The 21,051-nt window shown below is 52.5% G+C and carries 16 protein-coding genes; 11 read left to right on the top strand and 5 right to left on the bottom strand.

Annotation, left to right across the window (positions count from 1 at the left end; genetic code table 11):
• The first annotated feature begins 99 nt into the window (after positions 1-99).
• Entirely contained in the window at positions 100-1,923 is a 1,824-nt protein-coding gene (gene glmS / locus ABKW30_RS17305) for a glutamine--fructose-6-phosphate transaminase (isomerizing) (RefSeq protein WP_348600151.1), read from the top strand.
• On the opposite strand, the gene recG is transcribed toward glmS, so the two are convergent.
• Positions 1,924-4,032 (bottom strand): ATP-dependent DNA helicase RecG, encoded by a 2,109-nt coding sequence (gene recG, locus ABKW30_RS17310; protein ID WP_348600152.1) that lies wholly within the window; start codon positions 4,030-4,032, stop codon positions 1,924-1,926. It abuts the gene before it with no gap.
• 116 nt (positions 4,033-4,148) lie between these two features.
• On the opposite strand from recG, the gene ABKW30_RS17315 reads away from it, so the two are divergent.
• Positions 4,149-4,436: a succinate dehydrogenase assembly factor 2 gene (locus ABKW30_RS17315; protein WP_348600153.1), complete on the top strand. Its 288-nt coding sequence runs from the start codon at positions 4,149-4,151 to the stop codon at positions 4,434-4,436.
• Between the two features lie 45 nt (positions 4,437-4,481).
• Positions 4,482-7,982 (top strand): transcription-repair coupling factor, encoded by a 3,501-nt coding sequence (gene mfd, locus ABKW30_RS17320; protein WP_348600154.1) that lies wholly within the window; start codon positions 4,482-4,484, stop codon positions 7,980-7,982.
• Here the strand turns inward: mfd and ABKW30_RS17325 are convergent, their stop codons facing one another.
• Entirely contained in the window at positions 7,983-8,648 is a 666-nt protein-coding gene (locus ABKW30_RS17325) for a DsbA family oxidoreductase (RefSeq protein WP_348600155.1), read from the bottom strand.
• Between the two features lie 9 nt (positions 8,649-8,657).
• The gene (locus ABKW30_RS17330; protein ID WP_348600428.1) at positions 8,658-10,382 is read right to left on the bottom strand and encodes an extracellular solute-binding protein; all 1,725 of its coding nucleotides are present in this window, start codon (positions 10,380-10,382) and stop codon (positions 8,658-8,660) included.
• Positions 10,383-10,761: 379 nt separating this feature from the next.
• Between ABKW30_RS17330 and ABKW30_RS17335 the strand changes: the two genes are divergently transcribed.
• Complete coding sequence (locus tag ABKW30_RS17335) at positions 10,762-11,382, top strand: invasion associated locus B family protein (protein ID WP_348600156.1); 621 nt, start codon at positions 10,762-10,764, stop codon at positions 11,380-11,382.
• A gap of 68 nt (positions 11,383-11,450) precedes the next feature.
• Here ABKW30_RS17335 and hspQ read toward each other — a convergent pair whose 3' ends face one another.
• Entirely contained in the window at positions 11,451-11,783 is a 333-nt protein-coding gene (gene hspQ, locus ABKW30_RS17340; protein WP_348600157.1) for a heat shock protein HspQ, read from the bottom strand.
• Positions 11,784-11,872: 89 nt separating this feature from the next.
• On the opposite strand from hspQ, the gene ABKW30_RS17345 reads away from it, so the two are divergent.
• Complete coding sequence (locus tag ABKW30_RS17345; RefSeq protein WP_348600158.1) at positions 11,873-12,817, top strand: AEC family transporter; 945 nt, start codon at positions 11,873-11,875, stop codon at positions 12,815-12,817.
• A gap of 90 nt (positions 12,818-12,907) precedes the next feature.
• The gene (locus ABKW30_RS17350) at positions 12,908-14,254 is read left to right on the top strand and encodes an Nramp family divalent metal transporter (RefSeq protein ID WP_348600159.1); all 1,347 of its coding nucleotides are present in this window, start codon (positions 12,908-12,910) and stop codon (positions 14,252-14,254) included.
• On the opposite strand, the gene ABKW30_RS17355 is transcribed toward ABKW30_RS17350, so the two are convergent.
• Positions 14,255-15,454: a UbiH/UbiF family hydroxylase gene (locus tag ABKW30_RS17355; protein WP_348600160.1), complete on the bottom strand. Its 1,200-nt coding sequence runs from the start codon at positions 15,452-15,454 to the stop codon at positions 14,255-14,257.
• A 151-nt stretch (positions 15,455-15,605) separates the two neighbouring features.
• Here ABKW30_RS17355 and pcsA point away from each other — a divergent pair, with 151 nt between their 5' ends.
• The 5 genes from pcsA (at position 15,606) to ABKW30_RS17380 (ending at position 21,050) form a co-directional block, all read left to right on the top strand.
• Positions 15,606-16,358: a phosphatidylcholine synthase gene (gene pcsA / locus ABKW30_RS17360; protein ID WP_348600161.1), complete on the top strand. Its 753-nt coding sequence runs from the start codon at positions 15,606-15,608 to the stop codon at positions 16,356-16,358.
• The gene (locus ABKW30_RS17365) at positions 16,358-17,335 is read left to right on the top strand and encodes a quinone oxidoreductase (RefSeq protein ID WP_348600162.1); all 978 of its coding nucleotides are present in this window, start codon (positions 16,358-16,360) and stop codon (positions 17,333-17,335) included. The genes pcsA and ABKW30_RS17365 overlap by 1 nt, the downstream gene beginning before the upstream one ends.
• A gap of 115 nt (positions 17,336-17,450) precedes the next feature.
• A complete protein-coding gene (locus tag ABKW30_RS17370; RefSeq protein ID WP_348600163.1) occupies positions 17,451-19,037 on the top strand; it encodes an ABC transporter ATP-binding protein in 1,587 nt (528 codons plus the stop codon).
• Positions 19,037-20,128, top strand: a complete 1,092-nt coding sequence (locus ABKW30_RS17375; protein WP_348600164.1) for an ABC transporter permease — start codon at positions 19,037-19,039, stop codon at positions 20,126-20,128. The genes ABKW30_RS17370 and ABKW30_RS17375 overlap by 1 nt, the downstream gene beginning before the upstream one ends.
• Before the next feature lies 1 nt (position 20,129).
• Entirely contained in the window at positions 20,130-21,050 is a 921-nt protein-coding gene (locus ABKW30_RS17380) for an ABC transporter permease (protein ID WP_348600165.1), read from the top strand.
• The last annotated feature ends 1 nt before the right edge of the window (position 21,051 follow it).

Here is a 21,051-nt window from a genome sequence, read left to right on the forward strand (position 1 = left end):
CTTCGCGTTCATGCAAGATTGAGTAACGAAACTTGACTTTCTGTCACGGCAGTTTCGCCCTAGGCAGAGGCGGCGAAAATTGGGGCATCGGAGTTTTATATGTGCGGAATCGTAGGAATCATCGGACGGGAACAAGTGGCACCCCTTCTGGTCGATGCGCTCAAGCGGCTTGAATATCGCGGTTATGACTCTGCTGGCGTTGCAACGCTGGAAAACGGTCAACTTGATCGCAGGCGGGCAGAAGGCAAACTTGTCAATCTAGACAACCTGCTGAAAGAAAACCCTTTAGGTGGAACGATAGGGATTGGCCACACGCGTTGGGCTACGCATGGCGCCCCCATCGTCCGCAATGCTCATCCGCACACAACGCCGCGCCTTGCTGTCATACATAATGGTATCATCGAAAACTTTGCCGAGCTTCGCACCATGCTGGAGGCTGATGGCTATATTTTCGAGACAGAAACCGACACCGAAACGGTCGCCCATCTGGTAACGCGCGCGCTGGATCGGGGACTTGCTCCAGTTGAGGCTGTTCGCGAATCTTTGCCACTACTACGCGGGGCATTTGCCATCGCAATCATGTTCAAGGGCGAAGAAGATTTGCTGATCGCTGCCCGCAATGGCCCGCCGCTAGCCGTAGGCTATGGCAAAGGTGAGATGTATCTTGGTTCCGACGCCATTGCACTCGCCCCCTTTACGGACAATTTATCCTATCTTGAGGATGGTGATTGGGCTGTTTTGACACGCGACGGCGTGACGATCTACGACGAGTCTGGTGCAACGGTACACCGAGCTGTGCAGAAATCCGCCGGTTCGGCTTTTCTGGTAAGCAAGGGCAATCATCGGCATTTCATGGAAAAGGAAATCCATGAGCAGCCAGAGGTCATTTCGCATACTTTGGCGAATTATCTGGATTTCTCCAAAGGCACCATTCGCGCCGATGCTGCGCCGATTGATTTCACCAAGGTTGACCGAATTGCGGCTTCAGCTTGCGGCACAGCCTTCTATGCCGGCCTTGTCGGCAAATACTGGTTTGAACGCATTGCAAGACTACCTGTAGATATCGATGTAGCATCCGAGTTCCGTTATCGTGAAATGCCTCTGTCGAAAGACAGTCTTGCCTTGTTTGTCTCACAGTCCGGCGAAACAGCCGATACTCTTGCCTCGTTGCGCTACTGCAAAGAACAGGGTCTGACAGTGGGCACCATCGTCAACGTCAAAGAATCGACGATGGCTCGCGAGTCCAACACCATATTCCCGACCCTTGCCGGTCCCGAAGTAGGTGTAGCCTCGACCAAGGCTTTCACATGCCAGCTTTCTGTGCTCGCATCTTTGGCTGTCGCTGCTGGCAAAATGCGCGGCACAATAACCGAACAGGAAGAGCGCCAACTCGTACGCGAGCTTTCAGAAATTCCGCGCTATGCCACGCAGGCGCTGAAGCTGGAAGGGCAGATAGAAACAATCAGCCGCGAATTAAGTCAGGTCAAGCACGTACTTTACCTTGGCCGTGGCACAAATTACCCCCTCGCACTTGAAGGCGCGCTCAAGCTCAAGGAAATTTCCTACATTCATGCTGAAGGTTATGCCGCCGGTGAATTGAAGCATGGGCCAATCGCTCTTATCGATGAATCAATGCCCGTTATCGTTATCGCTCCGCATGATCGCTGGTTCGAGAAAACCATTTCAAACATGCAGGAAGCGGCCGCTCGTGGCGGCAAGATCATCCTGATTACGGACGAAAAAGGTGCAGCCGCCAACAGCTTGAAAACATGGCACACGATTGTATTGCCGGACATGCCGGAAGTTATTACGCCGATCATCTATACCCTGCCGATCCAGATGCTAGCCTATTATACTGCCGTCTTCATGGGGACTGATGTTGATCAGCCGCGCAACCTAGCGAAATCGGTGACTGTGGAATAATCAGCCAGCGCGAAGCAGCCTGACAGCTTCATCGCGCTCAAACAAATAAAGCAGAACGCGCAGGGCCTCGCCGCGCGCGCTCTGCAATTCGGGATCGCGCGTCAGAATATAGCGTGCATCCTTGCGAGCGACTTCAAGAAATTCCTGATGCGCTTCGAGATTTGCAAGCCGGAAGCCCGGAGTACCGGATTGACGCGTGCCAAGAAGTTCACCTTCACCGCGCAGCTTCAGATCTTCTTCCGCGATGCGGAAGCCATCTTCGGTTTCCCGCATGATCTTTAGCCGGGCTTGCGCCACCTCGCCAAGAGGACCTTTATAAATCAGCAGGCAGGTAGAGGGCTTATCACCGCGACCAACGCGTCCACGCAATTGATGCAACTGTGCGAGACCAAAGCGTTCGGCATGCTCAATAACGATGATCGTTGCATCCGGAACATCGACGCCGACTTCGATGACAGTGGTAGCTACGAGCAACCGTGTTTCGCCACTCTTGAAAGCGGCCATGGCTGCGTCTTTTTCCACGCCACTCATTCGCCCGTGAACAAGACCGATCCGATTGCCAAGTAATGGTTGCAGCGATTGGAAACGTTCTTCCGCTGAGACAAGATCAACCAGTTCGGATTCTTCCACCAAAGGGCAAATCCAATAGATTTTCTGGCCCTCATTGATCGCCGTACGCATACGATCGACAAGCTCGCTGAGCCGCTCCATAGGCAGAATTGCTGTTGTAATCGGGCGTCTGCCAGCAGGCTTTTCTGTCAGCTTTGATACATCCATATCGCCGAATGCCGTGAGTACCAGCGTTCGTGGAATAGGTGTCGCCGTCATGACCAGCATATCTGGTGCCGTACCCTTTGACGTCAAAAGCAAACGCTGATGGACACCAAACCGGTGCTGCTCATCGACAATGACCAAAACCAGATCGCGATAATTCACCTTTTCCTGAAAAAGCGCATGTGTCCCAACAACGATATGGATCGTGCCGCTTCTCAGTCCTTCAAGAATGTCCTCGCGTTCCCGTCCTTTTTCGCGGCCAGTCAGCAATGCTACTCGCAGGCCGGCCTTCTGAGCCAATGGTGCTATCGTTGCAAAATGCTGGCGGGCCAGCACTTCTGTCGGCACCATCAATGCTGACTGGCCACCAGCCTCTGCCGCGTGGGTCATGGCAAGCAGTCCAACGATGGTTTTGCCGGAACCGACGTCCCCCTGCAAAAGCCGCAGCATCCTGTCTGGCTCACGCAGGTCAGCGATGATTTCCTTGACTGCCTGTTGCTGACTATTTGTCAGAGAATAGGGTAACGCAGCTATGATTTTTGCTTTGAGATGACCATCGCCCTCGAGCTTCCGACCGGAAAGTCGGCGAGTTTTCATACGAACCAAGGCAAGCGCCAATTGACCGGCAAGAAATTCATCATAGGCCAATCGCTGCCTTGCTGGATGATCAAGCGCAATATCGCTTGGGTCTTGCGGATTATGCAGGGTTTGCAAAGCCTGCCGATGTGAGGGCAGGTGGTATTTCTCAAGAACTGGCGGATCAATCCATTCAGGCATATCCGGTGTTTTGCCGAGAGCCTCTTGAACACCACGTGCGAGCACTTTTGGCGATAGTCCGGCTGTGAGAGGATAAACCGGCTCGACCAATGGAAGCGAAGCTGCATCCTCAATACTCGCAATATGGTCCGGGTGAACCATTGACGGCCTTCCGTTGAACCACTCCATCGTGCCGGATACTATTACGGTCTCACCCACGGGCATGACTTTTTCCAACCAAGCCTGCTTTGCATGAAAAAATGTCAGGCCGATTTCACCGGTATCATCGTGAGCGTAGACACGATGAGGAACATTGCTGCGCCCACTAGGTGCAGGCTGATGGCGGTCGATACGCACCTCAAGAGTGACGATCGCACCTTCGGGAGCATAAGCAATTCCTGGGCGATTACGTCGATCAATAACACTGTATGGGGGCAGATAGACCAAATTGCCGACGCGTGGTTCGGCACCGGGTGGCTGCGTCCCGAGTAAAGTACTCAAAAGCCCGGATACCTTCGGACCTATACCCGAAAGCGAACGAACAGAAGCAAATAGCGGATCGAGCAAGGAAGGACGCATATGTAACGTTTAACGTGTTCGATTTGCGTTGCAAGGCTGACAGATGCCACAAGGCAGGCTATACCCAGCCGCATTGATTGGCCGGGTATCATGAATTTTACAAACGGAGCACGCGCATGAGTGGAAGCAGTCGCACAACCGCCGACTTGCCGCCAAGACAGAGGCGAATACTTTTCCGCTGCTGGCATCGCGGTATGCGTGAGATGGACCTGATTCTCGGTCAATTTGCGGACGCTCATATCGATACCTTGTCTGATGAAGAACTTGACCAATATGAGTCGTTGATGGAGGCACTCGACCGTGATCTGCTGAAATGGGTCACAGGAGAAGCAGAGGTTCCCGCCGAATTCGACACGCCAATCTTTCACAAGGTTGTCGCCTCCCGCCATAATCTGAAATACTAAGGTCCTGCCGTCGCATGGCCATGAAATGAAATCCTGACATCGAAAATGACCGCTTTTACCAAACTCGGATTGAGACCGGATGCACGTGGACACATTGTCGTTGACGGTGTTGTTGATGGTTACGAGGCTTTTGCTCTGGCTAAAGTCGTTGCAGAAGCCGGGGCAGGTGGTCCTGTGCTGTTCATTGCACGCGACGGCCAGCGCATTGCAGATATCGAACAGGTATTGAGTTTTGTTTCACCGGAATTGCCGGTGTTGCAACTTCCCGCCTGGGACTGCCTTCCCTATGACCGCGTTTCCCCAGGCGCTGATACGTCCGCTCGCCGACTGAGCGCATTGGCTGGACTTGCAGCCATGCGTGATGGAAAACATCCGGGCGTCATCCTTGCCACGGCAAATTCGGTTTTGCAGAAACTGCCACCGCGTAAAATTCTTAGCCAACAGCTCTTTCTTGCCAAGCCGGGCAATAGAATCGATATGAACTCTCTAGTTCAACGCCTTGAAAGCAATGGGTTTGAGCGCGTTCCAACGGTTCGTGACGTAGGTGAATACGCCGTGCGCGGCGGCATACTGGATTTGTTTGCCCCGGGCGCTGAAGAACCTCTCCGTCTGGACTTCTTTGGCGACACGTTGGAGACAATACGGACTTTTGATCCGGCATCACAGCGAACGTCGAGCCAGAAAACAGAGTTCTCGATGCAGCCGATGAGCGAGATAACGCTATCGCCCGAGATCATCAGTCATTTCCGCACACAATATGTTTTGAAGTTCGGTGCACCGTCCCGTGACGATGCGCTTTACCAGTCTATTTCCGAGGGCCGCCGCTTTGCCGGCATGGAACATTGGTTACCGCTATTTTACGACAATCTTGAAACGCTGTTCGACCACGCAGGCGATATGCCTATTGTCTTCGATCATCTGGCACATGAATCCATGGCTGAGCGCCACAAAATGGTGCTGGATCACTATGAGGCGCGCAAGCGCCAATCTGACGGCAAGGAACCCGGTGATACAATTCCTTACAAGCCTGTAGAGCCGGGTTCGCTCTATCTGACACCTGGTCAGGTCGATGCTGCTGCGCTTTCATCCGGAATGCGGATCGATTTCACCCCATTTGATGCGCCGTTTGTTACAGGGCGCTCGACGATCCATGCTGGTGCACATCGTGGACGCACATTCGTTGAAGAACGCACAGCTAAAGATGCCAATGTGTTCGACAGCGTGGTCAAGCATATTTCGGATGAACGTGCAGCAGGCAAGAAAGTACTTCTGGCGGCATGGAGCGAGGGAACGCGAGACAGGCTTGTGCAGGTTCTGAGCGAGCACGGGCTTGAAAAGATCGAATTGGTCGAAGACCTGCGTACTGTAAAAGCGCTTGCACGCGATAAGGTGACGGCAGGCGTTCTTTCACTTGAAACCGGCTTTGACGCGGGCGAACTCGTTGTTGTTGCTGAACAGGATATATTGGGTGACCGTCTCATTCGTCATTCCAAGCGGCGCAAGCGGGATCGGGATTTTATCAGCGAAGTTGCCGCGCTGAATGCCGGAGACATCGTTGTTCACGTCGATCACGGGATTGGTCGATTCATCGGCCTGCGTACAATCACAGCTGCCGGCGCGCCTCATGATTGTCTCGAACTGCATTATGCGGGTGATGACCGGCTTTTCCTGCCCGTAGAAAATATCGAACTTCTGTCTCGATTTGGTTCGGAAACCTCAACGGCTATTCTGGATAAGCTCGGCGGCGGCGCTTGGCAGGCCCGCAAAGCCAAGCTGAAGAAGCGTCTGCTTGATATTGCAGGACATCTGATACGTATTGCGGCGGAGCGCCAGATGCGCGGCGCACCAGTATTGCTGCCGCCTGATGGGCTGTACGGTGAGTTTGCAGCCCGTTTCCCTTATGATGAAACGGAAGATCAGGATCGGGCTATCGATGCGGTCATCGATGATTTGTCACTCGGTAAGCCAATGGATCGCCTGATTTGCGGCGACGTTGGGTTTGGCAAAACCGAGGTGGCCTTGCGCGCCGCCTTCGTGGCGGCTCTGAATGGTGTTCAGGTTGCCGTGGTGGTGCCTACGACATTGTTGTCTCGACAGCACTTCAAAACGTTCACATCGCGGTTTCAAGGATTGCCGGTCAATGTGGCCCAAGCTTCCCGGCTTGTTGGCTCAAAAGAGCTTGCAGACAATAAAAAGGGCATTGCTGAAGGTCAGGTTGACATTGCCGTGGGCACACATGCGCTACTGGGGCAGGGCATCAAGTTCAAGAACCTGGGATTGTTGATTATCGATGAAGAGCAGCATTTCGGGGTAAAGCATAAAGAACGGCTAAAAGAACTGAAGTCGGATGTGCATGTGCTGACCTTGTCGGCAACGCCAATTCCCCGCACGCTGCAACTGGCATTGACTGGCGTTAGGGAACTTTCGCTTATTACGACGCCACCCGTGGATCGTATGGCCGTGCGCACATTCGTTTCGCCTTTCGATCCGCTTGTCATCCGCGAGACCTTGCTGCGCGAACGCTATCGTGGCGGCCAGAGTTTTTACGTTTGCCCGCGCATTTCGGACCTGAATGAAATCAAGGAATTTCTTGATGCACAGGTGCCAGAACTCAAAGTAGCTGTGGCGCATGGCCAGATGGCGCCGGGTGAACTTGATGACATTATGAATGCGTTTTACGATGGTCAGTATGACGTGCTGCTTTCAACCACGATTGTTGAATCCGGCCTTGATATTCCAACCGCCAATACGTTGATCATTCACCGCGCCGATATGTTTGGCTTGTCCCAACTCTATCAGTTGCGCGGCCGCGTAGGGCGATCAAAACAGCGTGCCTATGCGTTGTTTACGCTTCCTGCCAACAAGGTGCTGACACAGATGGCAGATCGCAGGCTGAAAGTGCTGCAATCGCTCGACACTCTCGGTGCAGGTTTCCAGCTGGCCAGCCACGATATGGACATTCGCGGCGCAGGTAATCTGCTGGGCGAAGAGCAATCAGGCCATATTCGCGAAGTCGGTTTTGAGCTTTACCAGCAAATGCTTGAAGAAGCCGTGGCTGAAATCAAGGGTACCGGAGAAGTTGAAGACGGTCACTGGTCACCGCAAATCGCTGTTGGAACAGCTGTCATGATCCCAGAAACCTATGTTCCTGACCTGCAGCTACGACTTGGACTTTATCGCCGTCTTGCCGACTTGGAAGAATTGCAGGAGATCGATGGGTTCGGTGCTGAAATGATCGACAGATTTGGGCCCCTGCCAGAAGAAGTCCAGCACCTGCTGAAGATCGTCTACATCAAGGCGCTCTGCCGCCGTGCAAATGTTGAGAAAGTCGATGCGGGTCCAAAGGGCGTGGTTATTCAGTTCCGCAACAAGACGTTCAATAATCCGGCTGCATTGGTCAAGATGATCGGCGAGCAAGGCTCGATGGCCAAGATTCGTCCCGACCAGAGCATCGTGTTTGTGCGTGACTGGCCTACAGCAGAGAAGCGACTGAACGGAGCAGCAGTAGTCATGACACAGCTCGCGAAACTGGCGGAAGCGTCCTGATCAGACAGGGCGCGGTTCGTAGCCATCGGCGGTCTGGCGGATAGCATCTGCCAGAGCATCGGCAGATTGGGCGCCCATCACCGCATACTTCTGGTCAAGGATGAAGCAAGGGACACCGCGTACACCGACCTGATTGGCAGTATCAATCTCTTGCTGAACGCCAACCGTATCGGCATCTGTCTGTAAAAGGCTGGCGACAATCGCACCGTCCATACCGGCCTCTTCGGCAGCCTCCAGCAATATCTGAGGGTCGCCAATGTTCTTGCCCTGCTCGAAGTAATAAGAGAAAAGAATGCCCACAACCTCGTCTTGAACATTAGGATTGGCTTGCGAGGCCCAACGGATCAACCGGTGTGCGTCCAGCGTATTCGGGGCGATCTCTATCGCCTCAAAGTCAAACTCGATGCCTTCCTCTTTGCCAAGTTCGACTAGCTGTTGATGAATCTCGAATATCTTGTCAGAACTTCCGAACTTGTCCTGCATATAGCGATTTCGATCCTTGCCCTGCCGCGGAATGGTCGGATCAAGCTGGAATGGCCGCCAGTTTACCGTAACCTCAAGGTCGGGATTCATTGTCAGCGCGTTTTCGAGACGTTTTCTACCGAGAAAGCACCAAGGGCAAACCACGTCAGACACAACATCAATCATGAATTTCTTTTCGGTCATCTTCCTGGCCTATCGTTTGTCTGACCACCAGGTGGGAAACTGGTAGCCAATAAGAGAGGTTTTCTCTGGGTGCTTGATATAATTCCAGCGTGCGACCCATTGTGCCGGCTGAAAATAGATCGGTACGAAGTAATTGCCGGATATAAGCACGCGATCAAGCGCGCGAACCGTATCTACATATTCATCCTGTTTGCGCGCAATAAGCATTTTGCCTATCAGCGCATCAACCGCAGGATCCGCAACTCCCGCATAATTGAAGCTGCCGTCAATATCCCGGAACTGGCTGCTCCAACGCCTGAACTGTTCAAATCCGGGCGAGAGTGAGCCGGAATAGGCGCCGAGAATCACATCGTAATCAAATGTTTCGAGCCGTTTCTGATATTGGGCATCATCTACCGTTCGTATGGTTACGCCAATTCCCAAGCGTTCAAGCGTCCGCGTATAGGCAAGGCCAAGACGCTCTTCCGCTGCATAGCGGGTCATGATCTCAAATGTCAGGGGCTTGCCTTGCGGGTCCAGCATCACCTCATCTTTTATGGAAAAGCCCTTGCTTGTGAGAATATCAAAAGCGCGCTTCATTTCCTTACGGTCACGACCAGATCCATCGGTTTTTGCTGGAATGTATGTTCCATCCATCACATCAGGCGCGACGGCATCTGGATAGGCGGCCAGCAGTTGCCGTTCAGATGCGCTGGCAGGAACACCAAATGCCGACAATTCCGAACCCTGCCAGAAGCTCGCGAGACGTTCATAACGGTCCGCGTAAAGGTTTCGATTCGTCCATTCGAAATCAAACATTATTCCCAATGCGGCCCGCACATCCCGATCCGCAAACTTCGGCCGCCTTGTATTGAAGACAAAACCGAACATGTTGGAGGGTGATTTGGTTTCGAATGTTTCTTTAACGACGCGCCCTTCCTTGAAGGCGGGGAAATCGTACGACGATGCCCATTTATTGGGATCACCTTCCATGAAAACGTCGAAGACACCTTTCTTGAAGGCTTCAAACTGTGCTTGTGCATTGCGGAAGTATTCGACCGTGATCATATCGAAATTATTGAAGCCGCGCCTGCTTGGTATATCGGCAGCCCAATAATCAGGATTGCGTTTGTAGATAATACGCTGCCCGGGTTGAACACTGGACACGACGTAGGGGCCGCTCCCGATTGGAACGCGCAAGGGAGATTGGTCGAATTTTACGGGGTCTATGGCATGTTTAGGCAGGACTGGCATAAGACCGAGTACGAGAGGAAATTCACGATCCGCCTGATCGTTGAAGGTGAACCTGATACCGCGCTCGCCGACTTTCTCGATCTTTTCGATACGGTCCATACGCTGCTTGTATTGGGGTAAGCCTTTTTCCGCGAGAAGATTGAACGTGAAGATTACATCGTCCGTGGTGACCTGTTCACCATCCGACCATTTTGCTTTCGGGTTAAGGGTGAATTCAACCCATGTGCGATCATCATTTGTTTCAATTTTTTCCGCCAGAAGTCCGTAAAGCGTAAAAGGCTCATCGGCACTGCGTTGCATCAGGGTTTCGTAGATCAGATTTCCAAATTGCGGGTCGTTGAAAACACCGCGGGCAGTGGTACGCAGGCTTTTCACAAGAAAAGAATTCAGGCTGTCGAATGTCCCAACCACACCATAGGTCAAAGAGCCACCCTTGGGAGCGTCAGGGTTGGCGTAGGGAAAATGAGTATAATCTGCGGGTAGGGCTGGTTCGCCACGCATCGCAAGACCATAGCTGGGCTCGGCGGGCGCAGCAGCAACTGTTGCCAAATACGCAAAAGCCAGCACCAGCGCCTTGAAACTTTGTCTGATCATTCGTTGGACCCTACGCCCTTTGGTCTGCGCTCTGTCGAGCGGTTTATTCTGATTCGTGTCACAAACTATCATTTGACGACAATTATGCGGCGCAAGAGCCATAAACCAACGTCTGAATTGATAACTAGCGCAAAAGGTGGCTGGATTTGCGCTGCCTTGCAGTGTAACACGGCGTTCGATAACAAGGGTCACTCTGTTGCCTTATTTGGCACTCAAAAGCCAGACAAGCAATTTTAAGTGATCAAGTCACACTTCGGATAAGTGCGCTGAAAGGAACCAGTTGACCATGTCCAGCCCTAAAGTTTTCGCTGCAACCACATCTATCGCGGGTGCCATTGCATTGCTCGCCGCCGCTGCAGTGCCGGCATCAGCCCAGCAGCAGAGAGCGCCGCAGGGTTGGTTCAAGGTATGCTCCAAGCAGGAAGAAAACGATATCTGCAATACGCAGAACATCGTGACCGCAGATAGCGGCCAGCTTCTTACAGCCGTCAATCTCATTGAGATCAAAGGCAAGGTAAACCGTAAGATTTTCCAGATTTCAGTGCCTACCGGCCGTTTGATTGGCCCTGGCGTCGGACTGCAGGTTAACAATGCCAAGACCGTCAAGGTCGATTATGCCATCTGCTTCCCGGATCGTTGCATTTCCGAAGTTGCCTTGTCGGATGAGCTGTTGGCTTCCTTCAAAAAAGGTAACCAGCTGACACTGACTTCCGTCAATTTCCAGAATAAGCCGAACCCGATCAATGTTGCTTTGACTGGCTTCACGCAGGCTTATGACGGCCCCGGCCTTCAGCAGAATGAACTTGAAGAGCGCCAGAAAACACTTCAGGACGAAGTGCAAAAGCGTCAGAAAGAGTTCGAAGAAAAGATGAAAGCTGAGCAGGAAAAAGCAAAAGCGCCTCAATAATAGAGCCTTGCAATGAAAAAAGGGACGCATATGCGTCCCTTTTTTGTTCGCAGCTATTCAAGAGCCGGTCAGTTGATATGCGGACTCTTGACGCGATAAGTGCCGTCCTTGGATTTATCAAACATTTCCGAAATCTGCGCGTGCCTTAACGGTACTCCGGTTGTATCAGCAACCAGATTTTGCTCGGATACATAAGCCACGTACTCGCTCTCCGCATTTTCAGCAAAGAGATGGTAGAATGGTTGATCGCGGCGAGGGCGGATATCTTCGGGAATCGAGCGATACCACTCTTCCGTATTGTTGAATTCCGGATCGACATCAAAAATCAGGCCGCGAAACGCGAATATCCGATGGCTGACCACCTGGCCGATCTGAAATTTTGCATGTCGTATCTGTGTCATTGTGTTCATTCGTTATAATTATCTGTTTCTGCTAGAACACGCGAGCATAAATCATGGGTTCTTGCCCGCCACAACATTAAAAGCCAACCATGCTCAGTGTCTTCAATCTGGTATTACCCTTCTTTGGACTGATTTTTCTCGGCTTTTTCGTGGCACGAATCAATCGGCAGCCGCTCGAAGCACTGGGATGGATGAACACCTTCATTGTTTATGTGGCGCTGCCAGCCATGTTTTTCCAGATATTGTCACGCACGCCCGTATCCGAACTGACGCAATGGGCATTCATTATTGGTTGCACTGCGTCCACTTTTTGCGTTTTTGCGATTATGTTCCTTGTCGGAATGGTGCGAACCCGAAGGATCGATGAAAGCACTATTCAAGGTCTTGCCGCTGCCTACGGCAATATCGGATATATGGGACCACCATTGGCGATACTCGCCTTTGGCGCTCCGGCTGCGGTGCCCGTTGCGCTGATTTTCTGCTTCGACAACATTCTCCACTTTGTCATGTCACCTTTGATGATGGCGATCTCGGGGAATGACAAGCGTTCAAAGTCGCAATTGGTCCTCGGTGTTTTGAAGAAGATATTCTTCCATCCGTTTATAATTGCTACTATTTTAGGCGTTGGAGCAGCTGTTGGCGGACTGACGCCTCCATTGGCACTGACGAGGATGATTGATTTGCTGGCGGCTGCCGCTGCACCCTGTGCTCTGTTTGCCATGGGCGCTACTCTTGCATTGCGGCCACTGAAGCGGGTGCCAAAAGAGCTTTATCTCATTGTGCCGCTAAAGCTGCTTGTTCAGCCTCTCATGATTTATGGCTTATTGAGTCTGGCCGGCGATTTCCCTCCGGTTTGGGTTTATACAGCAATGCTCATGGCTGCACTGCCAACTGCTACCAACGTCTTCGTGATTGCGCAGCAATATGGTGTCTGGGTGGAGCGGGCATCAAGCAGCATCCTCGCCACCACGCTTTTTTCCATTCTGACCCTGACGCTTTGGCTTTACGCCATGACACACGGACTTATTCCATAAAAAGTTCAGCGCTTTCGCTGCCGTAACTTGCAGTCAGCAGTTTAGAATGTATATAATTGCAAATGATTTGCAATTGCGGATAAAAACATCATGGATCAATTAAGGCAGGTGGACGCAGAGCCGGAAGGTTGGCTGCGAAAGCGAGGTGAGGCCTCGTTGTCGGATGTTCACCGCTCTATAGCTGTTCAATCCCGCGGCCCCGGTTGGCGGCGGGCTGCTGCATTTGTCGGGCCGGGCTATCTCGTTGCGGTCGGCTATATGGACCCGGGTAATTGGGCAACCTCGCTCGCTGGCGGCTCAAAGTTCGGTTACACATTGCTGGTCGTTGCGCTTGTTTCGAACATCATGGCGATTGTCCTGCAAGCGCTTTGCGCCCGTCTGGCGATTGGTTCAGGAAGAGACCTAGCACAAGCGTGCCGCGATGCGTTTCCCCGTCCGGTGGCCTATATACTTTGGTTTCTCGCTGAAATCGCCATCATCGCCACCGATATTGCTGAAGTAATCGGGACAGCTATTGGCTTGAACCTGATATTTGGGATACCGCTTGAGATTGGTGTTCTCATCACTGCACTCGACGTATTTCTTATTCTTTATCTGCAAAAGCTTGGGTTTCGCTGGGTTGAGGCTCTCGTCATCACCTTGCTGGGTGTTATTGCGGTATGCTTCGGCATTCAGATTTTTCTGGCAGACCCTGTATGGGGCGAGGTCATCAAGGGCTTTGCACCGACAACTGAAATCGTCCGCAACCCGGAGATGCTCTATCTGGCTCTCGGAATTCTTGGTGCGACGGTCATGCCGCACAATCTCTATCTGCATTCAGGCATAATACAGACCCGTGACTATGGCCATACCGTGCCCGAAAAGCGTCAGGCATTGAAATATGCAACGATTGACTCAACTGTAGCCCTGATGTTTGCGTTGCTGATCAATGCTTCAATTCTAATCCTTGCAGCGGCGACATTTCACAAAACGGGTCAGACTGAGGTTGCGGAACTGGGTGATGCCCACTCGCTTCTCGCACCATTGCTGGGCTGGGCTTTTGCGCCAACATTGTTCGGTATTGCGTTGCTCTGTTGTGGTATCAATTCAACGGTGACGGCAACACTGGCCGGGCAGATTGTGATGGAAGGTTTTCTCCACATCAAGCTGTCGCCGTGGTTGCGCAGGTTGATTACGCGAGGCATAGCAATCGTACCGGCAGCAATCGTTACAATCTGGTTCGGCGACGAAGGAACGGCCAGATTATTGATCCTGACGCAAGTTGTGCTCAGTCTTCAATTGTCCTTTGCCGTGTTTCCCTTGGTCATATTCACGGCCAGCAAGACAAAAATGGGCGAACTGGTTTCACCACGTTGGCTTTCAGCCTTTGCCATGTTCATCGCAATCGTCATTGCTTTGCTGAACGTGAAACTGCTTAGCGATTTCGTTATCGGATAATTATTGGTGGCCTGCGTTCCGGGTGGAGAAACGAAAGCCGCTTCCGGGACGCAAACCTTCGCGCATCACAAAACTGCGCAATGGCGAAAAGACGCGTAACAGCTCCAGCGCTCCGCTACGAACCATCTGTACGGGAAGAAAATCTGACAACAGGGAGCGGTTCAACGCATCAACAGCACCAGTACGGGCCAAAATATCCGGGCTGCGCTTACGGTTATAAGCAGAAATGATATCCGGGCTGCCGGGGTCGCCACCATCTACCGGCAGCGTCTCAGTCAAAGCCTCTACATCGCGGATACCGAGATTGAGGCCTTGCGCACCGATAGGCGGAAAAACGTGAGCCGATTCACCTGCCAGAAATATTCGGTTCCTGGCAAAGGAAGTAGGCACAAGACCTGATAGTGGCCAGCTCTGCGGCGCTACCTCTATCGCCACGGCACCAAGCATGGATTGCATGCGATCTTCGACACGCTTGGCCAATTCATCATGGTCGATAGCGAGTAGTTCCGCTGCCATTTCCGGGGTAGTAACCCAGACAAGGCTTGAGCGCTGGCCCTGAAGTGGCACCACGGTAAATGGACCATATTCCGTGTGAAACTCGGTTGAGGTGTCATGGTGGTCGCGCGTATGCGTGAAACTCAACACCACTGCGGTTTGATTATAGCTCCACGTACGGGCAGCTATTCCGGCAGCATCGCGAGCAAGTGAAGATCGTCCATCAGCCGCAATTATTATGCTGGCAGTCAAACTTGAACCGTCGACCGTTTCCACCCTGATCGTATCGCCAACGTGATTGTATTTGCTGATTGATACGGCTTTGTGTTGCGCCGTTGATTTCTTCAGGGCATCGCCAAGAACAGCAGTAAGCGTGCTATTCGGTATGTTGTAGCCAAAGGCGGGCTCACCGATCTCGCTGGCTTCAAATGTGACTGAGGGGCTTCTGACAAGCCGTCTTGTACCGTCGAGAATGCGCATGGTCGTCATTGGCGCGGCATGTGGTTCGATATCCTGCCAAAGATCAACGCTTTGCAGAAAACGGATTGCAGGCATCATCAATGCAGTCGTCCGCTTGTCGCTACGGCCGGGCAATTCACCCAGATTGATAACGTTGTAGCCGGATTTCGCCAATGAAAGCGCTGCAATCAGTCCAACATGACCTGCACCGGCAACGACGATTGGATCGGTTCTGGTATCGGTCATGGTTTTCTCCATTTCATGGCTTTCAACAGCTTATATAAGCTTCTTTGCTTGCACTTTGGGCCATTTTCAAGAAAAGCTGCTCACAAAATGCCCGGTATGTATAAGATACATGCTGAGCGGACAATTATCATGCAGCAGATTGGCGCGGACTGTGAAAAAACCAACTTTACCAAAAAGCATAAAGCCCAAGAAGGTTACTGCACCGCAGGCGAAAGCATTCTCCGTCCATCTTCTCACTGCTTCCGGTTCTTTCCTTGCTTTTCTCTCGGTAGTTGCCGCCAGTGAAGAAAGCTGGACTGCCATGTTCTGGTGGTTGGGACTGGCGCTGTTTGTCGACGGTATCGATGGACCAATCGCGCGAAAACTCGATGTAAAATACGTGTTGCCTAACTGGTCGGGCGAACTGCTCGACAACATTATTGACTATATGACCTATGTGCTCATTCCCGCCTTCGCACTCTATCAGCGCGGATTCATGGGTGAGGGGCTGTCATTCCTTGCAGCAGCGATAATTGTGGTCTCCAGCGCGATCTATTATGCCGACACAGGCATGAAGACCAAAGAGAACTTCTTCAAGGGCTTTCCCGTTGTCTGGAATATGGTGGTGTTTACACTGTTTATCGTCCGGCCCGGCGAGTGGGTTGCATTCGCAATTGTGCTGGCCGCCGCAATCGTTTCGTTCCTGCCGATCTATTTTCTGCATCCCGTACGCGTACAAAGACTGCGACCGCTTAATCTGGCAATATTCTTTGTCTGGTGCGCACTCGGCGCACTATCGCTTTATCAGCATTTGGATTCGCCGCTATGGGTGCGTGTTGGTATTTCAGCGACAGGAATCTATCTCTTCTGCATCGGTGCGGTAATGCAGGCATTCCCAAATCTTGGACGTACGGAGAAGGCATAATGATCAAAGCTATTCGAGTTCATCAGACAGGCGGACCTGAAGTTCTAACCTATGAGGATGTTTCGATTGCTGAGCCCGGTCCGGGTGAAGTCCACGTGCGTAATGAAGCCATCGGCCTGAATTTCCTTGATGTTTACTTTCGCACCGGTCTTTATCCAGCGCCCAAAGGCTTGCCTTTCGTACCGGGAAATGAGGGTGCCGGGACGGTATTGGCCGTTGGCGCAGATGTGCAGGATTTCAAACAGGGCGACCGGGTGGCCTATGCGGACCCTATGGGCTCCTATGCCGAAGAACGCCTGATCCCAGCGGCGCGGCTGGTTAAACTGCCGGATGCAATCGGATTTGAGCAGGCCGCCTCCATGATGCTCAAGGGAATGACCGCGCAATATCTCCTGCGACAGACTTTTCCGGTCAAGAAAGGCGATACAATTCTATTCCACGCTGCTGCTGGCGGCGTCGGTCTCATTGCAGGTCAATGGGCAAAGCATCTTGGCGCAACCGTCATTGGCTCAGCTGGCTCCGACGAAAAGGTCAAGCTGGCGCTGGAGCACGGTTATGACCATGTAATCAATTACCGGACTGAAAACTTCGTCGAGCGGTTAAGGGAACTTACGGGCGGCAAGGGTGTCGACGTTGTTTACGATTCTGTCGGCAAGGACACGTTTGATGGATCGCTCGATTGCCTGCGTCCTTTGGGCATGCTGGTCTGTTTTGGACAATCCTCTGGTCCGGTTCCGCCGTTCGATCTTGGTATTTTGGCACGAAAGGGTTCGCTCTTCTTGTCCCGCCCAACATTGGTGACTTATGTGGCCGCGCGCGAAGCGCTTGTGAAGGCATCGGGCGAGCTATTTGAGCTTGTTGCAAAAGGTGTAATTCGCATTGAGGTAGGGCAGAGCTTTCCATTGAAAGAGGCAGCTACAGCTCACCGCGAGCTGGAATCGCGCAAAACAACGGGAACGACCGTGCTTATTCCTTGAGCCATTTTCGTCGATGCACGAATAATGTGCGCAAATAGCCGCAATAGACAATTTACGCTTCCCAAGCGGAATGTGCCTGACATAGGATCAATAACGGTCTTGGCCGCGGGGAACGATGACAACAAAAACAATAAAAGACGGCTCTGAAAATCCGCTACTGGAAGCAAACAAGCTCACCAAAGTTTTCGGAACATTGAAGGCGTGTGACGGAATCGATCTGACAATCGGTAGCGGTGAAATTCATGCCCTGCTTGGAGAAAACGGAGCGGGCAAGTCCACGCTCGTCAAAATGCTGTTTGGCGCTTTGCAGCCAACCTCTGGCGATATTTCCTGGAAGGGACAACCTGTCATTGTCTCCAGTCCTGCTATGGGAAGATCGCTTGGTATCGGTATGGTTTTCCAGCATTTTTCACTGTTTGATGCACTGACCGCAGCGGAAAATATTGCACTTTCATTGGATGAAAAAGCGCCCCTCGACAGCATTGCCGAACGCGCAAGGCAGATAGGCCAGACCTATGGTCTCCCTGTCGATCCCGATGCGTTAGTCGGCGATCTTTCCGTTGGAGAGCGACAGCGGATCGAGATTATCCGCTGTCTTCTACAAAATCCCGACCTGATCATTCTGGATGAGCCAACCTCGGTCCTCACGCCACAAGAAGCCGATCTTTTGTTCGTCACGCTGGAGCGGCTGCGTTCTGAAGGTAAGTCCATCCTTTACATCAGTCATCGGCTTGAAGAAGTTCGCCGACTTTGCGACAGGGCGACAGTATTGCGCCACGGTAAAGTAGTCGGTCATTGCGACCCGCGCGGGGAAACAGCATCTTCGCTGGCCCGCATGATGGTTGGGAGCGATATCCACATTATCGAGCGACCGACCGTTGAAAAATCGAATGCGAAGCCAACGCCGCTGCTCCAGATCAGTGGACTTTCGCAAAAGCCACGCGGACCATTTTCTGTGGCTCTGCACGATATAGACCTCGTGGTGAATTCAGGCGAAGTACTTGGTATTGCTGGCGTTGCGGGCAATGGCCAAGGTGAACTCTTCGATGCGATTTCAGGTGAGGTTCGCCAAGAGCAGGCCGGAAAAGTGACGATTCGGGGGACAGACGCCAGTTTGCTGGGTATATCAGCACGCCGCAAGCTGGGCGCAGCCTTCGTGCCGGAGGAGCGGCTCGGGCATGGTGCGGTGCCGGACATGGCGCTGACGCAAAACCTGTTGCTATCCCGTCATTCAACCGACAAGAAAGTGTTTGTCTCCGGTGGCTTGTTCAAGCTCGTTGCGCAATCCAGTCTGGCGATGGCTGCCAAGCGCATCGTTTCCAAGATGGATGTCCGAAAAAGCGCGGAAAATCCCGATGCTTCGGCGCTTTCAGGTGGAAATCTGCAAAAGTTTCTTATCGGTAGGGAACTGGATCGTAACCCGTCTCTTCTGGTCGTCAATCAGCCTACTTGGGGCGTTGATGCGGGCGCCGCTGCTCTTATCCGCCAAGCTTTGGTAAATCTTGCCCGAAGCGGTTCTGCTGTTGTCGTTATCAGCCAGGATCTCGACGAGCTATTTGAAATTTCAGACATGATGGCCGCCATGGTTCATGGGAGGTTGTCCCAATCCGTTCCCATAGAAGCGATGACAATGGAGCGGGCGGGACTAATGATGGGCGGGGCCGATACCTCTTCCGCCTCTGTACATGCAGGAGCCGCCTGATGAGGATAGAACTTGTCAGGCGACCACAGCACTCGGCTCTATTCAGCGCCTTGTCACCTTTCATAGCGCTGTTTTTGACACTGATTGCCGGTGCAATTCTATTTTCAATCCTTGGCAAAAATCCTTTTGCCGCGCTTTATTCCTACTTTATCGAGCCATTGACCGAGATTTGGTCGATCCACGAACTGCTGATTAAAGCCGCTCCGCTGATCCTTATTGCAGTTGGCCTATCTGTCTGTTTTCTTTCAAATAACTGGAACATCGGTGCCGAAGGGCAGTTCATTGCCGGTGGCATTGCAGGTTCAATTCTTCCCATTGTCTTTCCGGACTTTCAAGGATGGTATGTCCTGCCAATTATGCTGCTGCTGGGTATGGCGGGCGGTGCGGCTTACGCGAGCATTCCTGCGTTCCTCAAGGTGCGATTTAACACCAACGAGATTCTGACCAGCCTAATGCTGGTTTATGTAGCGCAACTTTTTCTGGATTGGCTCGTGCGAGGCCCTTGGCGCAACCCGCAAGGGTACAACTTCCCGGAGACAATTCAGTTCAATGCGAGTGCGATTCTACCGGAAATATGGACGCAATCGGGCAGGGCACATTGGGGTTTCATTCTTGCATTGATTGCTGCTTTAGCGGTCTGGTTCACGCTGTCACGTACATTGAGCGGCTTTGAGATCAAGGTTTTCGGACGCAGCGCGCGTGCAGGACGTTTTGCAGGTTTCAGTGCCGGACGCCTGACTTTTTTCGCGTTCCTGATCTCCGGTGCATTGGCGGGACTCGCTGGCATAGCAGAGGTGTCGGGTGCCGTCGGACAGCTTCGTACCAGTATTTCACCGGGCTACGGCTTCACCGCAATTATCGTTGCGTTCCTCGGCAGGCTTAATCCACTGGGGATCGTCGCAGCAGGACTGGTGCTTGCATTGACTTATCTCGGAGGGGAAGCAGCACAGATATCATTGGGCATTTCCGAGAAATCAGCTCGAATCTTTCAAGGCATAATGCTGTTTTTTATCCTCGCCAGTGACACCTTGATTTATTATCGCATCCGGATTGTGTCCCGCTTGGGCGACACAGCGGCGAAAGGCGCGTGAAATGACGATGTTCGAGGCCATACTTCTGACGATTGCAACGGCTGCTACGCCGCTGTTGATCGCTGCCTTGGGCGAACTTGTCGTTGAACGTTCGGGCGTCCTCAACCTCGGTGTAGAAGGCATGATGATCATGGGCGCGGTCTCTGGTTTTGCGGCCGCACAAATGACTGGCTCTGCCTGGCTGGGATTGCTTGCTGCAGTGCTTGCAGGGGCAGCATTTTCGCTGCTTTTCGGGTTTTTGACGCTGACACTGGCCACCAATCAGGTGGCAACTGGACTGGCCCTTACTCTACTTGGTCTTGGCGCATCCGCAATGATTGGGGAAAGCTTTGTCGGGCTGCCCGGTGTTCGTATGCAATCCCTTTATATTCAAGGGCTTACAGACTTGCCATACGTCGGAAAGTTTCTTTTCGGACAGGACCCGATCTTCTACATGTCCATTCTTTTGACCATTGGCGTGGCTTGGTTCCTATTCAAAACCCGCGCTGGCCTGACGCTTCGATCAGTCGGCGATAACCACACATCAGCCCATGCTCTGGGTGTGCCGGTGATCAGGATTCGCTACCTTGCGGTGCTGTTTGGAGGCGCCTGTGCCGGGCTTGCAGGTGCGCAGCTTTCACTGGTTTATGTGCCGCAATGGGTAGAGAATATGAGTTCCGGGCGTGGTTGGATCGCTTTGGCACTGGTCGTTTTCGCCTCGTGGCGGCCTTGGCGCATTCTGGCCGGGGCTTACTTGTTTGGAGCGGTGACGATAGGTCAGCTCCATGCTCAGGCTCTTGGTATCGGCGTGCCGTCACAGCTGATGTCAGCATTGCCCTATCTTGCCACGATAATTGTTCTGGTCTTGATTTCACGAAACAAACGCCTGACGCTAATGAATACGCCAACATCGCTTGGCAAAGCTTTTGTCCCTGACCGCTGAT

The organism is Phyllobacterium sp. SB3 (assembly GCF_040009165.1).
Lineage (GTDB): Bacteria > Pseudomonadota > Alphaproteobacteria > Rhizobiales > Rhizobiaceae > Phyllobacterium.